This window comes from Azospirillum sp. TSH20 (assembly GCF_003115935.1).
Taxonomy (GTDB): Bacteria; Pseudomonadota; Alphaproteobacteria; order Azospirillales; family Azospirillaceae; genus Azospirillum.
In genome coordinates, this window is the sequence record NZ_LGQU01000002.1 from 57,221 (window position 1) to 80,922 (window position 23,702).

The window sequence follows — 23,702 nt, forward strand, 5'->3', positions numbered from 1 at the left end:
CGATGCCCCGGAACCGGCATAGAGGACCGGTATTCGGTTGGCTGTTAAGCCGGGGTTATTTGGTGCCGTTCTGGCCCATCGAGCCCTGCGGGGTGGTCTGGTTCTGCGGGGTGTCGCTGGGCATCGCGTTGCCCCGCGGGGTGCCGGTGTTGCCCATGCTGTTGGTGTTGCTGGTCCCGCTGGTGCTGCCGGACGTGCCCGTGGTGTTGCCGCTCAGGTTCAGCGCGGCCATCGTCTGCTGGTCGGCGCGGCCGGTGGCGCGCAGACCGTTGTCGCGCTGGAACTTCATCAGGGCGCTGCGGGTGTTGGCACCCCAGATGCCGTCGACGGTGATGTCGCGGCCGTCGTTGCGATCGTTCAGCGCCTGCTGGATCTCGCGCACCTGCTCATGGCTCATGCTGGTGGTGGAGGCCATGCCGTGGCGGGAGGACGAGCGCTTGGAGGACGAATCGTCCGACACCTCCTCGCGGACTTCGCGGGTGGCGCGGTCGGTCGCGCGGTCGGTCTTCTTGCTCAGGCTTTCGTCCATGCTGTTGCCGGCCACGGCACCGCCGACGCCACCCACAACCGCGCCGACCGGGCCGCCGACGACGGCGCCGGCCACGGCACCCGTGCCGGCGCCGGTCGCGGTCCGCGAGGTTTCCGTGCTGCCGCAGGCACTCAGCGCGAACAGGGCGCCGGCCGCGGTGGCGGTCATGACGATCTTCGAAATCCCACGCATGGTTGCCATCCTTCTCGATTACGATTCGATGTTGGCGACCCGCCGCCCGGTGCGGCCTGTACTGTCCTGCCGCACGGCAAGCGACAGCTGGGTCATGTAATGAACAATCAGCAGCGGGCCTTCTTGTTCCCTGACGTCCCTTCAGGATTTTCCGTCATCGCCCTTCGCCGTGGCGCGTTCGGGGGCGCGGCGGGAGTAATACTCGGCCACGGCGTCGATCTGTTCGTCGGTCATGCGGCGGACGGCGGCCTCCATGATGCGGGACAGCGCCGTGTTGCCGCGCGCCCCGTCACGCCACAGCCGCAACTGGGCGGCGATGTAGGACGCATGTTGGCCGTCCAGGGTCGGGTACCGGAGATCGCGCGCATGCCGGGTGTCGGCCCCGGTTCCTCCATGACAGCCGGAACAGGCGGCGACGCCATCGTCCGGGGCACCGGACTCCGCGATCCGCCGGCCCAGATCGAGCTGCTCCGGTGCCGGATCGGCGGTCTTAACCGTTGCCGTTGCAGGCTTTTGCGCCGCGTAATGCTCGGCCAATCCGCGGATCGCCTCTTCGTCCAACCCGGCCGCCACCGGCTGCATGATGCCGCTGAAGCGGTTGCCGTCGGCGTAGGCCTGCAGCGTCTCGCGCAAATAATCCGCCGATTGTCCGGCGATCCGCGGGAAGGCGCCGATGCTGTCGCCGTTCCCGTCAAAGCCATGGCAGCGGGCGCAATCCTGCAGGGTCTCTCCCAAACCTCTGCTCGTCGGACCGCTGGCGGGGCCGGTCAGCTCGGCCACCCGCGCATGGTCGTCGGCCCGCGCCCGACCGAAAGCGAGGCCGTGATATTCTTCCGCGCTCATCCCTTTGAGTTGCAGGAGAAAGGCGGTAACCGCCCAAGGTTCGTCCTTGCGCTGCTGGGCCGGCCAAGCCGGCATGCCGGCGTACTTGATGCCGTGCAGGGTGATCCAATACAGCTCCCGCGGCTTCCAGTCGGCCACCTTGTCGGGCAGATAGGGCGGCTCCGGCATCATGTGGCGGGAGATCGGGTTGCGCGGCGTGTCGGGGGCGCCGTGGCAGGGAGCGCAGCCATCCTCGTAATGGCCGGCACCGCGGCGGATCAGCGCCGGGTCGTCCAGATCAGGCGGCTCGCCGACGGAAGCGGCATGCGTCTCCACCGAACGGCGCATCGCCATTTCGAAGAACATCTCGACCGGCGTCCAATGCGCCTTGCTCGCCGCCACGCTGTACAGGCCCGACCACGCGAACAGGAGCCCGCCGATCCCGGCCGCCACGCCTGCGATGGCGAGTGTCTTCAGGGTCCGCCACATGCGCTCAACCAGCCTTTCCGCCGGAGAGCTGACCGTCTTCTCCCTGACCAACGTCCCCTTGGCGCAGCCAGCGGGCCGCGCAGGCCAGAACCAGCACCACATAGGCCAGCGACCCGACGACCCCCATGATGAGGCCACCCAGCTGCTGGTCGGCCAGCGGCGACAGGCCCCACGGCGCGGTGGTTGTCAGATGGTAGGGAAACAGCGGTGTCCCGGCGAAGATCAGCAGCGCCGCCAGCATCGCCAGATGGACCGAGGTGCCGAAGGCCGCCAGAAGGCCGCGCAGCCGCATCGCAGTGTCGGTTGGGGCCAGGACCGTCCGCCATGCCGCCACCGCCCCGGCGAACAGCGTGCCGTGCATCAGCCACAGCACGGCGTCGTTCGCCAGCGCCGCCATGTAGGGGCCGGGCAAATGCCAGATCCACAGCGTGATGCCGAACAGACCCCAGGCCAGTTCCGGCTTGCCGAGCGGCCTTGCCATCCTGCGCAGCGGCTCCGGCCACCGCACCGCACCGCTCGGCCAGCCGAGCACGAACAGCGGCGCTGCGACCTGGATGGTCAGCAGATGCTGGGCCACGCGGGCGGAAAACAGGGCGGAGGTCAGGCTGCACAGCGGCGAGACGAAGGCGATGCCCAGCACCAGCCAGCCGGCGGCCAGACACAAGGATCGATGACTGGCGTGCTCCGCGTGGCCGGCCGGACGGCGCGCCACCACCGTCAAGCCGATCGCGGCCAGAGCGAAGGCGGCCAGCAGCACCGGATCGCCGTTCCATGCGGTCGACAGCTCACCCGGCACCGGCGGAACACCGCAGTAGGGAACGAAGGGAAAGCTGTCTGTCGCCATGGCGCGGCCTCGCGGGTTCCGGGGACTCTGCATGCTGTCCAATAACCGGCGTGGCGGGATGTTCCCTGACAAGGCGACGTTTCCGGCGGCAAATGACCCGATGGGCAGGGAGCAGATCGGTCGCCGGGATGTTGATGCGCGCAAGGCCAATCGGAAACGCAGCCGGAGACCGCCATGCCCGCCGCCTCGCCCCGCCGCACCCGCGCCCTTTCCGCCGTCCGCGCGGCCGTGCTGTCGGGGCTGCTCGCCGCCGCGCCGGCGCAGGCGCAGGCGCAAGACCAGAAGACGCCTCCTCCGGCAGTGACCACCGTACCGGTGCAGAGCCGCGACGTCGCCCCCGCGTCGGAGTTCATCGGCAGGATCGAGGCCATCCGCTCCTTCGAGGCGCGTCCCCGGATCGAAGGCACCGTCGAGCAGGTCGCCTTCCAGGAGGGGCAGGACGTCCATGAGGGCGATCTGCTCTATGTGATCGAGCCGGCGCCTTATCAGGCCGCGCTCGACAGCGCCAAGGCCCAGCTCGCCAGCGCCGAAGCCAAGCTGCGGGAGGCGGAGCGTGCCTACAACCGCGCCGAGGAGCTGCGCCAGCGCGGCAACGTCTCACAGGCGCAGCTGGATCAGGCGCTGGCCGACCGCGACGCCGCCCAGGCGGCGGTGATGATGAACCAGGCTCAGGTCCGCACGGCAGAGATCAATCTCGGCTACACCCGCATCACCAGCCCGGTGGATGGTCGTATCGGCGCCACGGCGGTGACTCAGGGGAACCTCGTCAATCCGTCGACCGGCGTGCTGGCGACGGTGGTGCAGCTCGACCCCATCCGCGCCGTCTTCTCGGTCGCCGACCGCGACCTGCTGGCCTTCCAGCGCAAGTTCGACGTCCGCCAGCCGTCGCAGGCGGCGGAGAAGTTCGTGCCGACCCTGGTCCTGCCCGACGGCAGCGACTATGCCGAGGAGGGCCGGATCGAGTTCGCCAACAACCGCGTCGATCCACAGACCGGCACGGTCAGCATCCGCGCCACCTTCGCCAACCCGCAGCGCCTGCTTCTGCCCGGCCAGTATGTGACCGTGCGGGTCCGGCGCGACCAGCCGGAACAGCGCCCGGTGGTGCCCGTCGCCTCGGTCCAGCAGGACCAGCAGGGGCATTATGTGCTGGTGCTGGACGACCAGAACCGGGTGCAGCGCCGTCCGGTCGAGACCGGCGCGCAGGTCGACCAGTCGCTGGTGGTGGAAAAGGGGCTGACCACCGGGGAGACGGTGGTGGTCGGCGGCGTGCAGAAGGTGCGGCCGGGCATGGTCGTGCAGCCCACCCCGGCCGACGAGGTGGCCGAAGGAACCGCAGCAGGGGCCGGCGCCGGTTCGTCCGGTGGTGCCTCTGCGTCCGGTGGCGCCTCCGGTACCGCGAAGGAGTGAGGCGATGTTCTCCGCACTCTTCATCCGCCGGCCGAACCTGGCGATCGTCATCGCCGTCGTCACGCTGATCGCCGGCTTTCTGGCGCTGAACGCCATCCCGGTCGCGCAATATCCCTCGATCACCCCGCCGACCGTGCAGGTGTCGGCAACCTATCCCGGCGCCAACGCCCAGGTGGTGGCCGACAGCGTCGCCGCCCCGATCGAAGCCCAGGTGAACGGCGTGGAAGGCATGCTCTACATGTCGTCCACCAGCACCGACACCGGCAGCTATTCGCTGACCATCACCTTCGCCCCCGGCACCGATCCCGACATTGCCGCGGTCAATGTGCAGAACCGCATGTCGCTCGCCACCGCCAGCCTGCCGTCGGAGGTGACGCGCCAGGGCGTCACGGTGCGCCGGCAATCGTCCAACATGCTGATGGCGGTGAACGTCTATGCCCCCGACGGCAAGTTCGACCCGATCTTCATCTCCAACTACGCCAGCCTGAACCTGCGCGATTCCATCGCCCGTGTCCCCGGCGTCGGCGATGCCCAGGTGCTGGGCGCGCTCGATTACAGCATGCGCATCTGGATGAACCCGGACCGCATGACGGCGCTGGGCATCACCGCTTCGGATGTGATCGGCGCCATCCAGAAGCAGAATGTCCAGGCGCCCGCCGGCCAGATCGGCGCTCCGCCCATCGGCGACGACCAGCAGCAACAGCTGACCATCATCGCCCGCGGCCGGCTGAACGACCCGCAGGACTTCGCCGACATCATCATCCGCAGCAACGAGAATGGGGGCATCGTCCGCCTCGGCGATGTGGCGCGGGTGGAGCTGGGGGCGCAATCCTACACCTCCTCGTCCAAGCTGAACGGCGCGCCGGCGGCGACGCTGGTCGTCTACCAGTCGCCGGGCGCCAACGCGCTGGACGTCGCCGATTCCGTGCGTGGCGAGCTGGAGCGGCTGTCGCAGCGCTTTCCCGAGGGGCTGAATTACGCGGTCGTCTTCAACACCACCAATTTCGTCACCGCCACCATCGAAGAGATCGTGCTGACGCTGGGCATCACCTTCCTGCTGGTGGTGGCGGTCATCTACGTCTTCCTGCAGGACTGGCGGGCGACGCTGATTCCGACGCTGGCGATCCCGGTGTCGATCATCGGCGTCTTCGCCGTGCTGCTGGTTCTCGGCTACAGCGCCAACACCATCACGCTGTTCGCGCTGATCCTCGCCATCGGCCTCGTCGTCGACGACGCCATCGTCGTGGTGGAGAATGTCCGGCGCGTGATGGAGGAGCATCCCGACCTGTCGTCGACCGAGGCGGCGGCCCGGGCGATGGGGCAGGTCAGCGGCGCCATCGTCGCCTCCACCCTGGTGCTGGCGGCGGTGTTCGTGCCGGTGGCCTTCCTGCCGGGCATCACCGGGCAGCTCTACCGGCAGTTCGCGGTGACGATCGCGGCTTCCTTCATCATCTCCGGCATCAATTCCCTGACGCTCAGCCCGGCGCTGTGCGGCCTGCTGCTGCGCAAACCGGGGGAGCCGTGGCGCCCGCTGGCGGCCTTCAACCGCGGGCTCGACCGGGTGCGTGACGGCTACGGACGGCTGGTGCATGGGTTGGGACGGCGGCTGATCGTCGGGCTGCTGCTGTTCGTCGCGATCACCGCCGGCGCCTTCGCCCTGTTGCGCAGTCTTCCCACCGCCTTCCTGCCGGCCGAGGATCAGGGCTATTTCTTCGTCAACGTCCAGCTTCCCAGCGCCGCGTCGGTCACCCGAACCCAGGCCGTGATGGACCGGGTGAGCGAAACCATCAAGGAGGAGCCGGGCGTCGCCGACGTCATCGCCATTTCCGGCTTCAGCATCCTCAGCGGCCAGGGCTCCAACGTCGGGCTCGTCATCGCCGCGCTGAAGCCCTGGGCGGAGCGGGGGAGCGACCAGACGGTAGACGCCATTCTGGGCAGCCTGCGCCCGCGCTTCGGCGCGATGCCGCAGGCGACGGTCACCGCCTTCAACCCGCCCTCCATCCCCGGTCTGGGCGCCACCGGCGGCTTCGACATGCGGGTGCTCGCCACCGGCGGACAAAGCCCGCAGGAGTTGGGATCGGTGCTGCGCGGCCTGCTGGTCGCCGCCAACCAGGATGCGAACCTGCAGGCGGTGTTCAGCACCTACAGCGCCGACGTGCCGCACCTGTATCTGGATGTCGACCGCACCCGCGCCTCCCTGCTGGGGGTGTCGCCGGCCGACATCTTCACCACGCTGCAGGCGCATCTGGGCGCCAGCTACGTCAACGACTTCAATCTGTATGGCCGCGTCTTCCAGGTGAAGGTGCAGGACGCCGCCGGCTTCCGCGATCAGGTGAAGGAGATCGACCAACTCTATGTCCGCAGCCAGTCGGGCGACATGGTGCCGCTGCGCAGCCTCGTGTCGGTGCGCACCACGCTCGCCCCCGACAGCATCACCCGCTACAACCAGTTCATGTCGGCGTCCGTCAACGGGCAGGCGGCGGCCGGCGTCAGCTCCGGCCAGGCGCTGACCGCCATGCAGGACGTGGCGCGGAACACCCTTCCGCAGGGCTATGCCACCGAGTGGAGCGGCTTGTCCTATCAGGAAAGCCAGGTCGGCAATCAGGGGCTGATGGTCTTCGGCCTCGCCCTGTTGTTCGGCTATCTGTTCCTGGTGGCGCAGTATGAAGACTGGCTAATTCCGCTGGCGGTGCTGCTGTCGGTGGCCGTCGCCGTGCTGGGGGCCGGCGTCGGGCTGTGGGTCGCCGGGATTCCCAACGACATCTATGCGCAGATCGGTCTGGTGCTGCTGGTGGGGCTGGCCGCGAAGAACGCCATTCTGATCGTCGAGTTCGCGCGGGAGCAGCGGGCCGACGGCCGGTCGATCGTCGATGCCGCGGTGGCGGGCGCCCGCCAGCGCTTCCGCGCCGTGCTGATGACCGCGCTGGCCTTCATCCTGGGCACGGTGCCGCTGCTGATCTCCACCGGAGCCGGCGCGGCGAGCCGCCGGTCGATCGGCACCACCGTGTTCAGCGGCATGGTCGCGGCGACGGTGATCGGCATCGTCTTCGTCCCGGTGCTGTTCGTCGCCTTCCAGCGTCTGACCGAACGGCTGCGCGGCCGTCCGCGCGCCGTCCAGGCGGAGGGGAAGCGTGCTTGAAGCGCGGCCGGCGGGGGACCACAGCCGCCGGGCATGGCTCAACGCAGTCCCGTGGCTCCAATCGAGACCGTCCGGCTGCGGCGCCCGCCCTTGCGGACGCCCGATAACGGGGTGGTTGCCGCAGCCACCCTGAGAAGGGCTTAACGCTTTTCCCCTCCGTCGCCGCGTTGGAAGGGTTCCCCCATCGCGTTGGACACCCGGCCGGCGAAAATGTCCATGGTGGGCTACATCCGCCGTGGCGGTGCCGAACCTTCGGTGGTCCGGCGCCACCGCGATTCGTCTGCTGACCCCCCTCAGGGCGGCATCCGCCCCCGCCGGGGAGCCCGCCACAGCAGGAGAGGCACGGCTGTATGCAGCAACGTCAGGCACGCGACGCACGTCTCGATCTCTTCAAGGGCGTGGCCCTTCTGATCATCTTCGTCAACCATGTCGGCGGGAACCCGCTGGCAAAGCTGATGCCCGCCCGTTTCGGCCCCTCCGATTCGGCCGAGATCTTCGTCTTCATCTCCGGCTACGCCATCGCGCTGGCCTATGGTCCGGTGCTGGCGGAGCACGGGTTCGCCGCCTGCCAGCGCAAGGCGCTCGGCCGCTGTCGGCAGCTGTGGACGGCCAACATCGTGACCATGCTGGTCAGCGCGCTGGTCGTCGCGCTCGCCGTCCATGTCGGCGATCTGCCGATGGAGGCGTCGAACCGGCTGGAGAGCTTCGAGCCGCTGTTCGAGACCCCGGTGACCGCCATCGCGTGGCATCTGGTGCTGATGTATCTGCCCTTCGCTTTCGACATCCTGGCGCTTTACATCCTGCTGGTGGCGGTGGCGCCGCTGTTCCTGTGGACCTATGCCCGCTTCGGCTATGCGGCGGTCGCGTTGTCGCTCGTGCTCTATCTGGTCGCCCAGGCGGCGCCCGGACTGATTCCGCCCAACCTGTGGGACGAGGACTGGAACTTCAGCCCGCTGGCCTGGCAATGCGTGTTCTTTCTCGGCACCAGTCTGGCGCTGGTGGTGCGCAGCGGCCGGGTCAGGATGCCGCGGTCCCGCTGGCTGCTGGCCGGGTCGCTGGCTCTGCTGGTCGGCATGGCGCTGTGGAAGTTCGCGGCCTCCGACATCGGCCATGCGCTGACGCCTGCGGCACTGCAGAGCTGGCTGCCGGAGCAGACCATCCCCTGGGCCGACAAGGACACGCTGGGGCCGATGCGGCTTCTGCATTTCCTGGCGCTGGCCTGTGCGGCGGCGCTGCTGGTGCCGCGCGATGCGGGGTGGCTGCGCTCCGCCCCCGCCCGGCTGCTGGTCGCCTGCGGCCGGCATTCGCTGCCGGTCTTCTGCGTCGGCGTCGTGCTGTCCATCGCCGGCACCGCCGTTCTGCTGGCCGGGCGGAACTCCGTGACGGTGCTGGCGGTCAATCTGGCGGGGATCGCCGTGCTGCTGGCGATGGCGATGGTGCTGGAGCGGCGGCGGACCCGCCGGCAGCCGGCCAAGTCGGCGGTGCCGCAGGCGGCCGTGCCGGAGACTCCGTGAAAGGGTGGCAAGCCAGGGCTGGGCTTCTTGAATCCTGCGCCGGGTAGGCGCATATTTTGAGAATGCAATTCAACCCGGCCATACCGTCCTACCAGACGCTGAAGCCAACGCCGCAGCTGACGCCCGCGGCGCAGATCGCCATGTCCCCGGCGGTCCAGGCGGCGCAGCAGGTGGCGCCGCCGGTGCGTACCCAGACGGTGGCCGCGCCCCCGGCCATCGGGAAGTCCGACCAGTCCCGCGATACCCGCAGCGGCACCGAGGGCAATCAGGCCGTCGACACCAATGCTGGCGCGCTTGCCGCCCGGGTGAATGCCCAGGGATACCGCCAGCGCGGGTCGCTGCTGGACGTGTCGGTCTAGGAAATCATCGCACCGCCCATGGAAAAGGCGGCGGAGGGTTTTCCCTCCGCCGCCTTTTTTGCGTGCGCGGTCTTAGTGGGACAGCTCGCTCAGCGGACCCTTGCCCTTCACGGTCTCGTAGCGGCCCTTCTGCCACTTCTCCAGACCCTTGAGCTGCTCCTCGGTCATGTTGAGGGTGACCTTGTCGCCCTTCATGTGCAGCTTGTTCAGCGGCAGCACGACGTCCTTGTCGCTGACGTCGACGGTGTGGTCGACGTCGATCACGGCATAGAGCTTGTTGTTGTAGCGGACGACGTCTTCGATCTCCGCCATGTTCTCGCCCTTGGCGCCATAGATGTCCTTACCCTTCAGCTGGTCGACATGCATCTTCATCAGCGCCGGGTCGGCGCTGTCGTCGACCGCTGCGACGGTGGGATTGTTGGACTTGGTCACGCTGTTGTCCGAAGACGCGGCCATGGCCGGCGTGGCGGCGAGAAGCGCGGCAGTGCAGCCCAGGACAAGATAGCGTTTCATCGGTTGGCTCCATCTTATTGGGATGTTGTGGCGGATCAACACCCCTGCCGGCCGATGGGTTTCCTGTTTCCCAAAAGAAATTGGGCCTTCCTCCCATTTGGAGAAAGGCCCAATTTCTTTGGTCTATCGTGGAACCGTTACTTCAGCTCGTCCATCGTGTTGATGACGTGGCTGACGATGCCGTAGTCCTTCGCCTCTTCGGCGAGCATCCAGTAGTTGCGGTCGGTGTCCTTGGCGACCTTTTCGTACGGCTGCCCGGTCTCACGCGCGATGATCTGGTTCAGACGCTCGCGCATGCGGATGATTTCCTTCGCCTCGATGGCGATGTCCGTCGCCCGGCCGCCCGTTCCGCCCAGCGGCTGGTGGATCAGGAAGCGGGTGTTGGGCAGGCAGAAACGGTCTTCCTTCTTCGCCGCCAGATAGATGTGGCAGCCGGCGCTGGCGACCCAGCCCGTGCCCAGCATCTTCACCCGCGGCTTGATGAAGCGGATCATGTCGTGGATGGTGTCGCCCGCCTCGACATGGCCGCCCGGCGAGTTGACCACGACGGTGATGTCGTCGTCGTTCTCATGCGCGAGCGCCAGCAGCTGGGCCGACACGACCTGCGCCAGCTTCATGTCGATCTGGCCGAAGATCAGGACCGTACGCGCCTTGAACAGGCTCTGCTGCACGGCGGCGAACTGCGGCTGGGCGCTTTCCTTCGACTTCTCGTCCGGTTCCTTTTCAGGTTCGTCGTCGAACCGGGTGTATCCGACCTGCGCCATTGATGTTCTTCTCCCTGGTATCGGAAGCGGGGTATCGGGACCGGGATGCGCCGCCGGAGAAATCCCCCGGCTGCCGTCCCGCTGCCGCATGCGCCTTGCCTGCTTCACCACATAGCCCGTCCGGCCTTCATGTTCAACGTCCGGCCGGCCAAAATCGATGGGTAGGGCCATGGGTGGGGGTGGGGCCGAATGGAACGTTTGGAACCGCGTGAAACAGTTTTCCGGGGATGTTCCACTGTTCCATTCACCGAACACGCGGGTGTCCTTCCAGTTGGCGCGGCCCGGTTGGCGCGGCACGATGGTCTTTCCTACCACGAGGCGGCGGCACGGGTAAGGGGCGGCGGAAAACCGGTGGCGCGGCATTGACGCCGTTCGCCCGACGCGGCCAAACTCCGCCCGCCAATTGAACTGGGATGCGACGGAATGGCCGGGACCGGAATGGGGCAGGGTGCCTGCGACGATAGGTCGGCGGGCGTATCGGTCATCATCGCAGCCCACCGCGCCCACGGCACCATCGTCCGGGCGGTGCAGAGCCTGCTGGAGCAGGATTGGACGGCGTGGGAGGCGGTGATCGTCAGCGACGACGGCACCGATTACCGCCCGACTCTGCAGGCCGCCGGGATCGACGACCCGCGGCTGGTCTTCGCAAGCACCGGCAGGGTCGGCGCCGGGGCGCCCGCCGCGCGCAATGCCGGGCTGGATGCTGCGCGGCTGGCGCTGGTGGCGCCGCTGGACGCCGACGACCGCTTCCGCCCCGGCCGGCTGTCCGCGCTGGCTCCGCTGGCGCTGGCCCATGGTGCGGCCTTCGACAATGTCGCCGTGGTGCGCGACGAGGACGATTCGCCGCTGCTGCGCCTGTTTGATGAGCGGCAGGCCCCGGCGCTGCTGGACGGCGAGGGATTCGTGGCGACCTCCGTGCCGATGTTTCCGGTGGTGCGGCGCGCTCTGGTGCCGGGCTGGGACGAGGACGTGAATTTCTGCGACGACGTGGTCTTCAATGTCCGGGTGCTCGACGCCACCGGCCCGGTGCCGCTGGTGGCGACGCCCTTCTATGAATATCGCCAGCGCGCCGGCTCCATCACCTTCTCCGCCGACAGCGGCGAGCGGGCGGAGCGCTGTTACCGCCATGTGCTGGACCGGCTGGCCGGCGACGGGCTGGGCATCCGCGACGACGGGCTTCGCCATCGGTTCACGCAAGCCATCGCCGCCAAGCGCGCCCGCAACGCCGCCTATGAGGCCGCCTTCAAGGCCGGCCGCTGCGCCAATTTCCAGGAGTTCCTGGCGCTGGGGGAGGGGTAAACCCGTAAAGGCCAAGCTCCCGCTGGCTTTGCTTTACCATTTTGTGTCAGCTTTGGTGCGTCGCACATCGCCGGACCGGACACGGGTAAATTCCATGAACGCCCCGACCTGCTGCCTCGCCCGCATTCCCGCCAATGGGAAGTTCTGGCTGAAGAACGCGCGGGTCCATGACGGATTTCGTGACATCCGGATCGAGAATGGCCGCGTCCGCGCGCTGGTGGCGGCCGGCGAATCGCCCTGCTGCGCGCCGGGGCTCGATTTGGAGGGCGGAGAAGTCCGCCGGATGGACGGCGACGAACCGGTAACGGCCGGCGATCCCGCCGATCTGTGGGTGACGCTGTGCGGCGGCCGGACGGTGCCGATGCGGGCCGGCCGGCTAGAGAGCGGAGGGCCTCAGGACGTGGCCGTCACAAACGGACCGGCGGACGGTTCTGATCGCTGAACCTTCTCGACTCCGGATGTGAACTGAACGATATAGTTCAGTTTGCCCGGCGCCCTTTTCGGTTGCGCTGCGGCAAGGTGAAACCCGTCCGGATTCCGGTTCCATGCGCCACACGCTTCGCATCGCTGCACTTCTCGTCCTGGCGGCTCTCGCCGGCGGGGCTTACTGGTATTTCGTGAAGCAGGGCGGGACCGTCGCCGGGCTGACCGCGATGGTGACCGGTGCCGTGTCCGGCGGTGCGCCCGCTCCCGGAGGCGCCTCGGGGGGAGCCTCGGGTGGCGCCAAGCCGCCGGGCGGCGCGCCGCCGATGCCGGTGGAGGCCGTTCCGGTCCGCGTCGGGGTGGTGGAGCGGACGGTGACCGCCGTCGGGTCGCTGCTGTCCAACGAATCGGTGGTGATCCGGCCGGAGATCGCCGGCCGCATCAGCGAGGTCGCCTTCAAGGAGGGGCAGCGCGTCGCCAAGGGCACCGTGCTGGTCCGGCTGGACGACGCCATCGCCCGCGCCACGCTGGCCCAGGCGCAGGCGAGCATCGCCTTTTCCCGCGCCGAGCTGTCGCGCGCCGACCAGCTGGTGCGCCAGAACTCCGGTCCCCTGCGCAACCGCGAACAGGCCTCCGCCAAGCTGCTGGCCGACGAGGCGGCGGTGCAGCTGGCCAAGGCGCAGCTCGACAAGCAGGTCATCACCGCGCCCTTCGACGGCGTGCTGGGCCTGCGCAAGGTGTCGGTCGGCGATTTCGTCCAGGCCGGCAAGGACATCGTGAACCTGGAGGACATCGACACGCTGAAGCTGGACTTTCGCGTGCCGGAGATGTTCCTGCCGGCGGTGAAGGTCGGGCAGACGGTGAAGGTGGCGGTGGATGCCTTCGGCGGACGCAGCTTCGACGGCACCGTCTATGCCATCGACCCGCTGGTGGACGTGAACGGCCGCGCGCTGGCGATCCGCGCCCGCGTGCCCAACCCGGACGGTTCGCTGCGCCCCGGCCTGTTCGCGCGCGTGTCGTTGACGCTGACCACGGTGCCCGACGCGGTGCTGGTGCCGGAACAGGCCATCGTCGCCTTCGGCAAGGACCAGTATGTCTTCAAGGTGGTGGACGGCAAGGTGACGCAGACCCGCGTCACGCTGGGCGAACGCCGCAATGCGGAGGTGGAGATTTCCAAGGGTCTCGCCCCCGGCGACATGGTGGTCACCGCCGGCCAGCTGAAGATCCGCGACGGCGCGCCGGTGGCGGTGGTTCCGAACAAGCCGGCCCCCAACGCATCGTCGGGGAGCTAAGTCGATGATCCTGTCCGAGATTTCGGTCCGCCGTCCCGTCCTGGCGACGGTGATGAGCCTCGCCCTGATGCTGATCGGCATCGTGTCGTACCAGCGCCTGTCGGTGCGCGAATATCCCAAGATCGACGAGCCGGTCGTCACGGTGGAGACGACCTATAAAGGCGCTTCCGCCCAGATCATCGAAAGCCAGGTGACCCAGACGCTGGAGGACAGCCTCGCCGGCATCGAGGGCATCGACGTGATGTCCTCGATCAGCAGGGCGGAGAAGTCGCAGATCACCCTGCGATTCCGTCTGGACCGCAACGTCGATGTCGCCGCCAGCGATGTGCGCGACCGGGTGGGCCGCGTCCGCGCCGCCCTGCCGTCGGAGATCGACGAGCCGGTCATCGCCAAGGTGGAGGCCGACGCCCAGCCGATCATCTATCTCGCCTTTTCCTCCGACCGGCATTCGCCGCTGGAGGTGACGGACTTCGCCGACCGCTACGTCAAGGACCGGCTGCAGAACCTGCCCGGCGTGGCGCAGGTGCGCATCTTCGGCGAGCGCCGCTTCGCCATGCGGCTTTGGCTCGACCCACAGCGGATGGCCGCCTACCGGGTGACGCCGCAGGATGTCGAGAACGCGCTGCGCCGGCAGAATGTCGAGATCCCGGCGGGGCGCGTCGAAAGCGTGGCGCGCGAGTTCACCGTGGTCTCGGAAACCGACCTGCGCAGTCCGGCCGAGTTCGAGAACATCATCCTGCGCGACGACGCGGGCTATCTGGTCCGGCTGCGCGACATCGGCCGGGCGGAGCTGGGCGCGCTGGACGAGCGGGTCAGCGCCCGCTTCAACGGCCGCGGCGCCGTCGCCATCGGCGTGGTGAAGCAATCCACCGCCAACCCGCTGGACGTGTCGAAGGCGGTCAACGAGGCGCTGCCGAAGATCACCGCCGCCCTGCCCGAGGGCATGGGGGTGGATGTCGCCTATGACAGCTCGGTCTTCATCGCCAAGTCGATCGATGCGGTGTTCCACACGATCTTCGAAGCGATCATCCTGGTCGTGCTGGTGATCTTCTTCTTCCTGCGCTCGCTGCGGGCGACGCTGGTGCCGCTGGTGACCATCCCGGTGTCGCTGATCGGCGGCTTCGCCCTGATGTACGCCTTCGGCTTCTCCATCAACACGCTGACCCTGCTGTCGATGGTGCTGGCCATCGGCCTCGTCGTCGACGACGCCATCGTTATGCTGGAGAACATCTTCCGCTATGTGGAAGAGGGGATGAACCCGTTCCAGGCGGCGCTGAAGGGATCGCGCGAGATCGGTTTTGCCGTCATCGCCATGACCATCACGCTGGCGGCCGTGTACGCGCCCATCGGTTTCATGACGGGGCGCACCGGGCGGCTGTTCACCGAATTCGCGCTGACGCTTGCCGGCGCGGTGATCGTGTCGGGCTTCGTGGCGCTGACGCTGTCGCCGATGATGTGCTCCAAGCTGCTGAAGCACGAGACGAAGCACGGCCTGCTCTACCGCGCCATCGAGCGGTTCCTGGAAGGGATGACCAACGGCTACCGAGGGCTGCTGCGCCTGTCCCTGCGGGCCCGGCCGCTGGTGCTGCTGATCGGGCTGGGCGTCGCGGCGGCGAGTTACGTGCTGTTCACCGGGCTGAAATCGGAACTGGCACCGGTCGAGGACCGCGGCACCATTGTCGGCATCGCCATCGCGCCGGAAGGCTCGACGCTCGACTACACCATGGGTTACGCCCAGCGGATGGAGGCGCTGTTCCGCCAGATCCCGGTGCTGGAGAAGTTCTTCGTCGTCGTCGGCTTCCCCGTGGTGAACCAGGGCATCGCCTTCGTCCGCCTGATCGACTGGGACCAGCGCGACGTGAAGCAGCAGGCGATCACCGCCCAGCTGTTCCCCAAGATGTTCGGCATCCCCGGCATCCTGGGCTTCGTCACCAACCCGCCGTCGCTGGGGCAGAGCCCGATCGACAAGCCGGTCAATTTCGTCATCCAGACCTCGCTGCCCTTCGAGGAACTGCAGACGATGGTCAACGCCATGATGGCGGAGGCGCGCAACTTCCCCGGCCTGACCAACATCGACACCGACCTGAAGCTGAACAAGCCGGAATTGCGGGTGTCGCTGGATCGCGACAAGTCGGCCGATCTGGGGGTGGATGTCGACACTGTCGGCCGCACGCTGGAAACGCTGTTGGGCGGACGGCAGGTCACGCGCTTCAAGAAGGACGGCAAGCAGTATGACGTGATCGTCCAGGTCGCCAATGTCGACCGCCGGAATCCGGACGACATCGCCGGCATCTATGTGCGCGGCGGCACCTCGGCTACGGGTGGGCCGGGGCAGATGATCTCGCTCGCCAATCTGGTGAAGGTCGAGGAGCGGGTGGCCCCGAAGGAGCTGAACCACTTCAACAAGCTGCGCTCCGCCACCATCACCGCGACGCTGGCGCCGGGAACCTCGCTGGGCGAGGCGCTGGCGGTGATGCAGGCGGCGGCGAACAAGGTGTTGCCGGCGACCGCCCAGACCGACTATGCCGGGCAGAGCCGCGAGTTCCGTGAATCGGCGACCGGGCTCTATTTCGTCTTCGTGCTGGCGCTGGCCTTCATCTATCTGGTGCTGGCGGCGCAGTTCGAGAGCTTCATCGACCCCTTCGTCATCATGCTGACGGTGCCGCTGTCGATGACCGGCGCGCTGGCCGCCCTGCAGATGAGCGGCGGGACAATGAACGTCTACAGCCAGATCGGTCTCGTCACCCTGGTCGGCCTCATCACCAAGCACGGCATCCTGATCGTGGAGTTCGCCAACCAGCTCCAGCGCGCCGGGACCGACATCCGCAAGGCGGTGGAGGAGGCCGCCGTGCTGCGCCTGCGTCCGATCCTGATGACCACCGGCGCCATGGTGCTGGGCGCGGTGCCGCTGGCCTACGCCAAGGGGGCGGGTGCCGAAAGCCGGCAGGCCATCGGCGCCGTCATCGTCGGCGGCATGACGCTGGGCACGCTGCTGACGCTGTTCGTCGTGCCGACGGTCTACAGCTATCTCGCCCGCAAGAAGCCGATGCGGGACGAGGCTGCGGAGCAGGGCGCCGATGGGGGCGCCGCCCACGGCGTGCCCCATCCGGCGGAGTGAGGAGGGGACCGGCGCCATGGCCAGCGTGCTGATCATCGACGACGACGACGTGGCCCGCGCGGTGCTGCTGCGCACGCTGACGATGGCCGGCCATGAGGCGGTCGGCGCCCGCGACGGGGTGGAGGGGATGTTGCGGTTCCGCGACCGGCCGGCCGGCCATCCCGTCGATCTGGTCATCACCGACATCTTCATGCCGAACCAGGAGGGGCTGGCGACGATTATGGAGTTGCGACGCGGCGCGCCGGCGCTGAAGATCATCGCGATTTCCGGCGGCGGCGCCCGCGCCTCGCTGGACGTGCTGCCGGTGGCGGAGGCGCTGGGCGCGCACCGCACCCTGCGCAAGCCCTTCACCCCGGCCGAGGTGATGGAGGTCGTGCGCGAGGTTCTGGAGGGGTGAGGCACCTTTCCCCGAAGCGCGAAGCGCCGCCCTCCGGTGGGAGGCGGCGCTTCGTTTGAGGTGTTCCAGCCGATTGGCCTGACCGGGCCTTATTCAATGCCTATCCGGAGTCTATCCGGGAGCGTCTCCGACGCTCGGGTCAGGGTGCCCGCAGGTCAGGCGGCGAGCCGTTCTTCCTGTACTCGTCGGCTCCGGCGGAGGCGTTCGAAGAGCTGCTGGACGCTGTCGGGGCTAATCCCATCGCGCGCCATCACGGCGATCACGATCGGATCTTCGAGCAGTTCGGAAAGGGTCGGCGTCGTGCTGCGGTCCATGCGTCCCTCCCTTAGAGTCCGGCTTCCGGGGGCCGTTGCCGTCCCGGAAGGGGGATCGGCGGACGGTCGAAGCCGGCAATGGCGATTGGCCTAATCCCTGCTGCGCGCTCGTCTCGGCTTTCGGTATCCGGATCGCCGCCGGGGATATACCCCGTCCGGCCCGGATTGTGGGTCTAAAATACAATATGGCGACCATAACTCAGATGGGGTGGTAATGTCACCCGTCCTTTTGTCAACAGCCGCTATATCTTTGTTCCATGCAGTAATGATCAGCCGCGCGGCGGTGGCGGGCGCGGTTACGGCTGTCCCGGCCGGCCGCGCGTCAGGCTGGTGCCGGCCGCCGAATCGCCCGAGTCGGCCGCGGGAATGGTGACGTCGACCTGGACCAGGCGCACTTTGGCATGGGACAGGCAGAGGTCCGCGGCGCGATCGGCCAAGTATTCGGCACCCGATACGTTGGATTCGGCACAAAGACGGCGCAAGTCTTCGACGATGTCCTCGTAAGACATCACCGCGGCGATGTCGTCGGGAAAGCCGGGGCCGGGATGGGTGACGGTCAGCGTCAGGTCGAAGCGGACGTCCGGCCGGTCGGTGCGGCCGGCAAGCGCCACGGCGGCGGAGAAGCCGCGCACCAGAATGGTGTAGGTGAGCGGCGCGCCGCCCGGCTGGACCAGCATGGTCCGTTTCACGCTATCGTCCGACAACACACTCTCCCGGCCGGCGGGCGGGCGCCGGCGTTGCGTTCAGGCCGGCACTATAAGCGGTGCGGCCGCCGCATGCCACCGCACTTGGGCCACCGCACTCGGCGAGCCGCCCGTCAAAGCCTGTCGGCGATGCGGACGACGGTCTCGCGGCCGGGAACCTCGTCGCGCAGGGCGTCGATCCGCCGGTTCAGCACCGGGTGGACGATGTCGGCGGCGATGTTGGCCAGCGGGCAGAGCACGAAGGCGCGCTCCGCCATGCGGGGGTGGGGGATTTCCAGATCAGGCTCCGCCACCACGCGGTCGTCGTAGAGCAGGATGTCGATGTCGATGGGGCGCGGACCGAAGCGCAGGCCGCCGAGATCGCGGCCCAGCGTCGCCTCGATCTCCTTCATGAAGCGCAGCAGCTCCACCGGGCCGAGCCGGGTGGTGCCGCGCACCGCCATGTTCAGGAAGGCCGGCTGGTCGGTCACATACATCGGCGCCGTCTCGTACAGGGCGGACTGGGCGTCGATCTCCACCGCCTCGCCCAGCCGCCGGATCGCCTCGGCGAGGTTGGCGGCGCGGTCGCCCATGTTGCCGCCGAGCGCGAGATACACCGTCACGGCAGAGGCGGAGGGAGAAGGGGAGGGCGTAAGCTCGGCCATGGCGTCGGCGGTTCCGATATGCTGGTATGGACAGGGGACGGAACTCCTAGCAAATCCGGGCCCGTCCGTCACTTCCGGGCCGCAAAGACCCTCCCGGGAACGGACGGGCGGCGGCGGGGTTTCAGCACTGTATCAACCGGTTGAGAAGAATCCGGCGATGACACGATATTCTGGTGGAGGACGAGACATGGGCCAAGGGATGGATAAGGCCATGGGTAAGGCAAGGACCGTGGGCGCTGCGATGATCCTTCTCGGCGGCACGGCCGTCCTCCTTGCCGGCTGCGCCACCGGTCCCGATCCGGAGATCGCGCGCCGCGCCCAGACCGCCATGGTCGGCATGCCCAAGGCCGACCTGCTGGCCTGCGCCGGCGTTCCGGACCGTCAGGCGACGGCGGCGGGGCGCGAATACTACACCTACGTCGCCCGCCCGGCGGTGGCCTACAGCCCCGGCAGCAGCATCGGCATCGGCGCCGGCAGCTTCGGCGGCAGCGGCGGGGTTGGGCTCGGCCTCGGCTTCGGGGTGCCGGTCGGCGGCAGCACCTCCACCGGCTGCGAGGCGACGGTGGTGATCGGCCCGCGCGGCACGGTGGAGCAGGTCAGCTACCCGGCCGGGGCCACGCTGTCGGCCTGCACGCCGATCGTCAGCAACTGCATGGCGCCGCGCGGGTGAGGACGTTCACGGGTAAGACTTTGAGATGAGGCGGCCGGGGCTGTCGCAGCGCCCAGTAATGCCATATTCTCGACCGTAACCCCGGCCGCAGCCGGGGCGAGAGACGCCCGCAAAGGGCCGCATCAGGGTTGGCAATTGGGTTGGAGGAACCACGAACCATGGATATGAGCGGAAGCCACCGGATCGAGGCCAGCCGCGACGCGGTGTGGGCGGCGCTGAACGATCCGGAGATCCTGCGGCAGTGCATCCCCGGCTGCGAGGAGGTCGTCCGGCAGTCCGACACCGAGATGACGGCCAAGGTCGTCGCCAAGGTCGGCCCGGTCAGCGCCAAATTCGCCGGCAAGGTCACCCTGTCCGACCTGGACCCGCCCAACGGCTACACCATCACCGGCGAAGGGTCGGGAGGTGCCGCCGGCTTCGGCAAGGGCGGCGCCACCGTGACGCTGGCCGACGATGGCGGCGCCACGCTGCTGACCTACACCGCCAAGGCCCAGGTCGGCGGAAAGCTGGCGCAGATCGGCTCCCGGCTGGTCGACGCCACCGCCCGCAAGATGGCGGAGGAGTTCTTCGCCCGCTTCACCCAGATCGTCGGTCCCGCCCCGGCCGAGGCGGCGCCCGTGGCTGAACCGGTGGCGGCAACCGAAGCGGCCACCGCCCCCCAGCCTGCCGTCCGTCCGGCCGTCTATTCCGAACCGGCGACAGCCGCGGCCTCCAAGCCCGCCACCCGCATGGCGGAACCGCCGCCGGAGATCCCGCTGCCGCTGCCGGTCGGCCGTGGCAAGGGGGGCGGAACGGGCAATTTCTACGTGCCGTGGGCGGCGCTCCTTGTAGTTGTGGTTCTGTTCGCGGCGCTTGCCTGGATGAATTAGCGCGGCAAATTGTTCATTGGTCGTACGGCGGCATCAAAGGGGGTTTGAGCCCCTTACGGAATGTGTATGCTGCCGCGCGATTCCGGCCGGCGCCGTCGGCCGGTGGATCCATCGGAAGGGAAGCCGAAGAATGAAGAAGCTGTTGATGGGCGTTGCCGCCATCGCCGCGGTCGTGATGGGTGCCGGTGCCGCCCAGGCGGCCGACGCCGCCGCCGGCAAGGAAGTCTTCAAGGTCTGCATGGCCTGCCACACCGCCGAGCAGGGCAAGAACAAGGTCGGTCCGTCGCTGTTCGGCGTCGTCGGCCGTCCGGCCGGTTCGATCGAGGGCTTCAAGTACTCGGCCCCGATGAAGGAAAAGGGCGCCGGCGGTCTGGTCTGGACCCCGGAGAACCTGGACGCCTACATCAAGGCGCCGAAGGAAATCGTCCCGGGCGGCACGATGGCCTTCGCCGGCCTGAAGGACGACGCCAAGCGCGCCGACCTGATCGCCTTCCTGTCCGAACAGAAGTAAGACCGCTTTCCCCCGGTCGGGCGCCCGAGGGCATCATGGCCGGGGGATCACGGACGGCGAAAGGGCCGGTGGCGATGCCGCCGGCCCTTCGTTTTTAGGAATCTCTGCTTTTCGGCCTAGTCCTTTGGTCCCGAGTCTCAGCCGGCAGCCTCCAGGCTCTTGCTGGCGACCTCGTAAACGTCGGGCGACAGGCCCGGCGTGGCGACGATCCGCTGCAATTCGGCCTTCATCAGCCCCTGACGGGCCGCGTCATACCGCCGCAGACGGGAGAAGGGTCCCATCAGCCGGGCTGCAACCTGTGGGTTCATCGGGTCCAGACGCAGGACCTGATCGGCCAGGAAGCGATAGCCGGCGCCGCTGGCGTCATGGAAGCGGACCGGGTTGCCATTGGCGAAGCCGCCGATCAGCGCATACACCTTGTTCGGGTTCCGGATCTCGAAGGCCGGATGGCCGAGCAGGGCGGTGACGCGGGCCAGCGTGTCGGCGCGGTGCGACATCGCCTGCACGCTGAACCACTTGTCGACCACCAGCGCCTCGCCCTTCCAGCGCTCGTAGAAGTCGGCCAGCGCCTTCTCTCCTTCCGGCGAGGCGGCGTTGGACAGGAACTGCAGCGCCGCGATCTCGTCGGTCATGCCCTGGGCGGTGCGATACTGGGTCAGGCAAAGGTCCAGCGCCTCCGCGTCCTCCAGCGCCATCAGATAGGCAAGGCACAGGTTCTTCAGCGCCCGCTTGCCGATGGCCTCGGCATCGACGGAGAAGGGCTCCTGGCTGCTGTTGCGGCGGTAGAGGTCGAGGAACTTCGCCCGCAGGCGCCCGGCCAGCGTCTTGCGGGCGAATTCCCGCACCGCGTGGATGGCGTCGGGATCGACCACCGGCATCTGGGTGCCGAGATAGGCCTCCGTCGGCAGCACCAGCGCCTGGGCGGCGAAGGCGGGGTCGCGCTGCGCATCATCCAGGATCTTGGCGAAGGCGTCGGCATAGCCCTCCGGCAGCACCAGATCGCGCCCGGCCTGCTGGTCGGCGACCAGATTCAGCAGGATGCGGGTGCCGAGAATCTGGCCGGCCTCCCACCGGTTGAAGGCGTCGCTGTCATGCGCCATCAGGAAGGTGAGGTCGGCGTCGGTCAGGTCGGTCTTCAGCTTCACCGGGGCCGAGAAGCCGCGCAGCAGCGACGGCACTGGCCGGGCCGGGATGTCGCGGAAGGTGAAGCTCTGGTTTTCCGCCGTCACATGCAGGATGCGGCTGGTGCCGGCGGCGGCGTCCTCACCGTCCAGGCGCAGCGGCAGGTCCTGCCCGTCGGGACCGAGCAGGCCAACCACCAGCGGGATGTGCATCGGCTGCTTGGTCGGCTGGCCCGGCGTCGGCGGCACCGTCTGCTTCACCGTCAGGGTGAAGGTTTTGGCGGCCGAATCGTAGTTGCCGGCAATGTCCAGTTCCGGCGTGCCGGACTGGCGGTACCACAGCTGGAACTGGGTCAGGTCGACGCCACTGGCATCGGCCATGGCGGCGACGAAATCGTCGCAGGTCACCGCCTGTCCGTCATGACGCTGGAAGTAAAGGTCGGTGCCCTTGCGGTACTTCTCCGGCCCCAGCAGGGTGTGGATCATGCGGATGACTTCCGCACCCTTGTTGTAGACGGTGGGGGTGTAGAAGTTGTTGATCTCGACATAGCTGTCCGGGCGCACCGGATGGGCCATGGCGCCGGCATCCTCCTGGAACTGCACGGTGCGCAGCCCCTGGACGTCGGCGATGCGCTTCACCGCGCGGGAATGCATGTCGGACGAGAATTCCTGGTCGCGGAAGACGGTCAGCCCTTCCTTCAGCGACAGCTGGAACCAGTCGCGGCAGGTGACGCGGTTTCCGGTCCAGTTGTGGAAATACTCGTGCGCGACCACCGCCTCGATGTTGAGGAAATCGGTGTCGGTCGCGGTTTCCGGCTTGGCCAGGATGTATTTGGTGTTGAAGACGTTGAGCGACTTGTTTTCCATCGCCCCCATGTTGAAATCGCCGACCGCGACAATGTTGAAGATGTCGAGGTCGTATTCCAGACCATAGACCTCCTCATCCCAGCGCATCGACTTGATCAGCGAGCGCATGGCGTGGTCGATCTTGTCCTCGTTCCCCGGCTCCACATAGATGCGCAGGGTGACGTCACGGCCGGAGGCCGTGCGGAAATGGTCCTCGCCATGGACGAGCTTGCCGGCGACCAGCGCGAACAGGTAGCAGGGCTTGGGGAAGGGGTCCTCCCAGCGCGCCCAGTGGCGCCCGCCCTCAAGATCCCCCGACGCGGCGAGGTTGCCGTTGGAAAGCAGCACCGGATAGCGCGCCTTGTCCGCGGTGATGGTGGTGCTGTAGCGCGCCATCACGTCCGGCCGGTCCATGAAGTAGGTGATCTTGCGGAAGCCTTCCGCCTCGCATTGCGTGCAGAAGTTGCCGGAGGACTTGTAGAGCCCTTCCAGCGCCGTGTTCTCCTGCGGCTTGATGCGGACGATGGTTTCCAGGGTGAAGCTGTCCGGCACCTCCAGCACGATCAGGTGATCGGGGGTGACGGTGAATTCGTCCGGCCCCAGCGTCCGTCCGTCCAGCGCCACCGACACCAGATCCAGCCTCTGCCCGTCGAGCGACAGCGGCTCCGTCGCGGCATCGGGGCGGGCCGGGTTGCGGCGGATCGCGAGCACCGCGCGGACGGTGGTGACATCCTCGCCCAGGTCGACGAACAGGTCGACCGTGTCGATCAGATGCGCCGGCGGGCGATAGTCCTGAAGCCGGATGGCCTTCGGCGTGCCTTTGTCCATGTGCCTTGTCTCTGGTCTGTGTCTGTCTTGCGGATCAAGCCGGTCGGGACAGGTCCGAGGGACAAGGACTGTAGCAAGGCGGGAACGGGCTGTC

Annotated in this window: 21 protein-coding genes; 12 read left to right on the plus strand and 9 right to left on the minus strand. The window is 67.9% G+C overall.

Translation table 11 applies throughout. The annotated features are described in order from the left end of the window. Positions 1-55: 55 nt before the first annotated feature. From TSH20_RS01140 to TSH20_RS01150, 3 genes are all read right to left on the minus strand, one after another. Positions 56-721 carry a peptidoglycan-binding domain-containing protein gene (locus TSH20_RS01140; protein ID WP_109072995.1) on the minus strand — a complete coding sequence of 222 codons (666 nt, stop codon included), beginning with the start codon at positions 719-721 and terminating at the stop codon, positions 56-58. 141 nt (positions 722-862) lie between these two features. Next, a complete protein-coding gene (locus TSH20_RS01145) occupies positions 863-2,032 on the minus strand; it encodes a c-type cytochrome (RefSeq protein ID WP_109072996.1) in 1,170 nt (389 codons plus the stop codon). A 4-nt stretch (positions 2,033-2,036) separates the two neighbouring features. Beyond that, a complete protein-coding gene (locus TSH20_RS01150; protein ID WP_109072997.1) occupies positions 2,037-2,876 on the minus strand; it encodes a cytochrome c oxidase assembly protein in 840 nt (279 codons plus the stop codon). Between the two features lie 174 nt (positions 2,877-3,050). Here TSH20_RS01150 and TSH20_RS01155 point away from each other — a divergent pair, with 174 nt between their 5' ends. The 4 genes from TSH20_RS01155 (at position 3,051) to TSH20_RS01170 (ending at position 9,295) form a co-directional block, all read left to right on the plus strand. After that, positions 3,051-4,283, plus strand: a complete 1,233-nt coding sequence (locus TSH20_RS01155) for an efflux RND transporter periplasmic adaptor subunit (RefSeq protein ID WP_109072998.1) — start codon at positions 3,051-3,053, stop codon at positions 4,281-4,283. Positions 4,284-4,287: 4 nt separating this feature from the next. Further along, a complete protein-coding gene (locus TSH20_RS01160; RefSeq protein WP_109072999.1) occupies positions 4,288-7,422 on the plus strand; it encodes a multidrug efflux RND transporter permease subunit in 3,135 nt (1,044 codons plus the stop codon). 350 nt (positions 7,423-7,772) lie between these two features. Next, the gene (locus tag TSH20_RS01165; protein WP_109073000.1) at positions 7,773-8,936 is read left to right on the plus strand and encodes an OpgC domain-containing protein; all 1,164 of its coding nucleotides are present in this window, start codon (positions 7,773-7,775) and stop codon (positions 8,934-8,936) included. A gap of 62 nt (positions 8,937-8,998) precedes the next feature. Further along, the gene (locus tag TSH20_RS01170) at positions 8,999-9,295 is read left to right on the plus strand and encodes a hypothetical protein (protein ID WP_109073001.1); all 297 of its coding nucleotides are present in this window, start codon (positions 8,999-9,001) and stop codon (positions 9,293-9,295) included. A 72-nt stretch (positions 9,296-9,367) separates the two neighbouring features. Here the strand turns inward: TSH20_RS01170 and TSH20_RS01175 are convergent, their stop codons facing one another. Both TSH20_RS01175 and TSH20_RS01180 read right to left on the minus strand, forming a co-directional pair. After that, positions 9,368-9,808, minus strand: a complete 441-nt coding sequence (locus TSH20_RS01175) for a PRC-barrel domain-containing protein (protein ID WP_109073002.1) — start codon at positions 9,806-9,808, stop codon at positions 9,368-9,370. A gap of 137 nt (positions 9,809-9,945) precedes the next feature. Further along, positions 9,946-10,572 carry an ATP-dependent Clp protease proteolytic subunit gene (locus tag TSH20_RS01180; RefSeq protein WP_109073003.1) on the minus strand — a complete coding sequence of 209 codons (627 nt, stop codon included), beginning with the start codon at positions 10,570-10,572 and terminating at the stop codon, positions 9,946-9,948. A gap of 423 nt (positions 10,573-10,995) precedes the next feature. Between TSH20_RS01180 and TSH20_RS01185 the strand changes: the two genes are divergently transcribed. The 5 genes from TSH20_RS01185 (at position 10,996) to TSH20_RS01205 (ending at position 17,101) form a co-directional block, all read left to right on the plus strand. Further along, the gene (locus tag TSH20_RS01185; RefSeq protein ID WP_247871204.1) at positions 10,996-11,871 is read left to right on the plus strand and encodes a glycosyltransferase; all 876 of its coding nucleotides are present in this window, start codon (positions 10,996-10,998) and stop codon (positions 11,869-11,871) included. A gap of 94 nt (positions 11,872-11,965) precedes the next feature. Continuing rightward, positions 11,966-12,313, plus strand: a complete 348-nt coding sequence (locus TSH20_RS01190; RefSeq protein WP_109073005.1) for a hypothetical protein — start codon at positions 11,966-11,968, stop codon at positions 12,311-12,313. 103 nt (positions 12,314-12,416) lie between these two features. Beyond that, positions 12,417-13,586, plus strand: a complete 1,170-nt coding sequence (locus tag TSH20_RS01195) for an efflux RND transporter periplasmic adaptor subunit (protein WP_109073006.1) — start codon at positions 12,417-12,419, stop codon at positions 13,584-13,586. A 4-nt stretch (positions 13,587-13,590) separates the two neighbouring features. After that, positions 13,591-16,704, plus strand: coding sequence for an efflux RND transporter permease subunit (locus TSH20_RS01200; protein WP_109073007.1), 3,114 nt, complete (start codon positions 13,591-13,593; stop codon positions 16,702-16,704). A gap of 16 nt (positions 16,705-16,720) precedes the next feature. Next, on the plus strand, positions 16,721-17,101 hold the full coding sequence (locus tag TSH20_RS01205; protein WP_109073008.1) for a response regulator: 381 nt from the start codon (positions 16,721-16,723) through the stop codon (positions 17,099-17,101). Between the two features lie 155 nt (positions 17,102-17,256). Here TSH20_RS01205 and TSH20_RS35210 read toward each other — a convergent pair whose 3' ends face one another. The 3 genes from TSH20_RS35210 to folK form a co-directional block, all read right to left on the minus strand. Next, entirely contained in the window at positions 17,257-17,415 is a 159-nt protein-coding gene (locus TSH20_RS35210; RefSeq protein WP_167393189.1) for a hypothetical protein, read from the minus strand. A 296-nt stretch (positions 17,416-17,711) separates the two neighbouring features. After that, a complete protein-coding gene (locus TSH20_RS01210) occupies positions 17,712-18,119 on the minus strand; it encodes a dihydroneopterin aldolase (protein ID WP_247874412.1) in 408 nt (135 codons plus the stop codon). Positions 18,120-18,232: 113 nt separating this feature from the next. Next, on the minus strand, positions 18,233-18,763 hold the full coding sequence (folK, locus tag TSH20_RS01215) for a 2-amino-4-hydroxy-6-hydroxymethyldihydropteridine diphosphokinase (RefSeq protein WP_109073010.1): 531 nt from the start codon (positions 18,761-18,763) through the stop codon (positions 18,233-18,235). A 211-nt stretch (positions 18,764-18,974) separates the two neighbouring features. Here folK and TSH20_RS01220 point away from each other — a divergent pair, with 211 nt between their 5' ends. From TSH20_RS01220 to TSH20_RS01230, 3 genes are all read left to right on the plus strand, one after another. Beyond that, positions 18,975-19,433 carry a hypothetical protein gene (locus TSH20_RS01220; protein WP_109073011.1) on the plus strand — a complete coding sequence of 153 codons (459 nt, stop codon included), beginning with the start codon at positions 18,975-18,977 and terminating at the stop codon, positions 19,431-19,433. A 158-nt stretch (positions 19,434-19,591) separates the two neighbouring features. Beyond that, positions 19,592-20,302, plus strand: a complete 711-nt coding sequence (locus TSH20_RS01225) for a carbon monoxide dehydrogenase subunit G (RefSeq protein ID WP_109073012.1) — start codon at positions 19,592-19,594, stop codon at positions 20,300-20,302. A 130-nt stretch (positions 20,303-20,432) separates the two neighbouring features. After that, the gene (locus TSH20_RS01230) at positions 20,433-20,813 is read left to right on the plus strand and encodes a cytochrome c family protein (protein ID WP_109073013.1); all 381 of its coding nucleotides are present in this window, start codon (positions 20,433-20,435) and stop codon (positions 20,811-20,813) included. A 137-nt stretch (positions 20,814-20,950) separates the two neighbouring features. On the opposite strand, the gene pepN is transcribed toward TSH20_RS01230, so the two are convergent. Further along, positions 20,951-23,608 (minus strand): aminopeptidase N, encoded by a 2,658-nt coding sequence (pepN, locus tag TSH20_RS01235; protein ID WP_109073014.1) that lies wholly within the window; start codon positions 23,606-23,608, stop codon positions 20,951-20,953. Between the last annotated feature and the right edge of the window lie 94 nt (positions 23,609-23,702).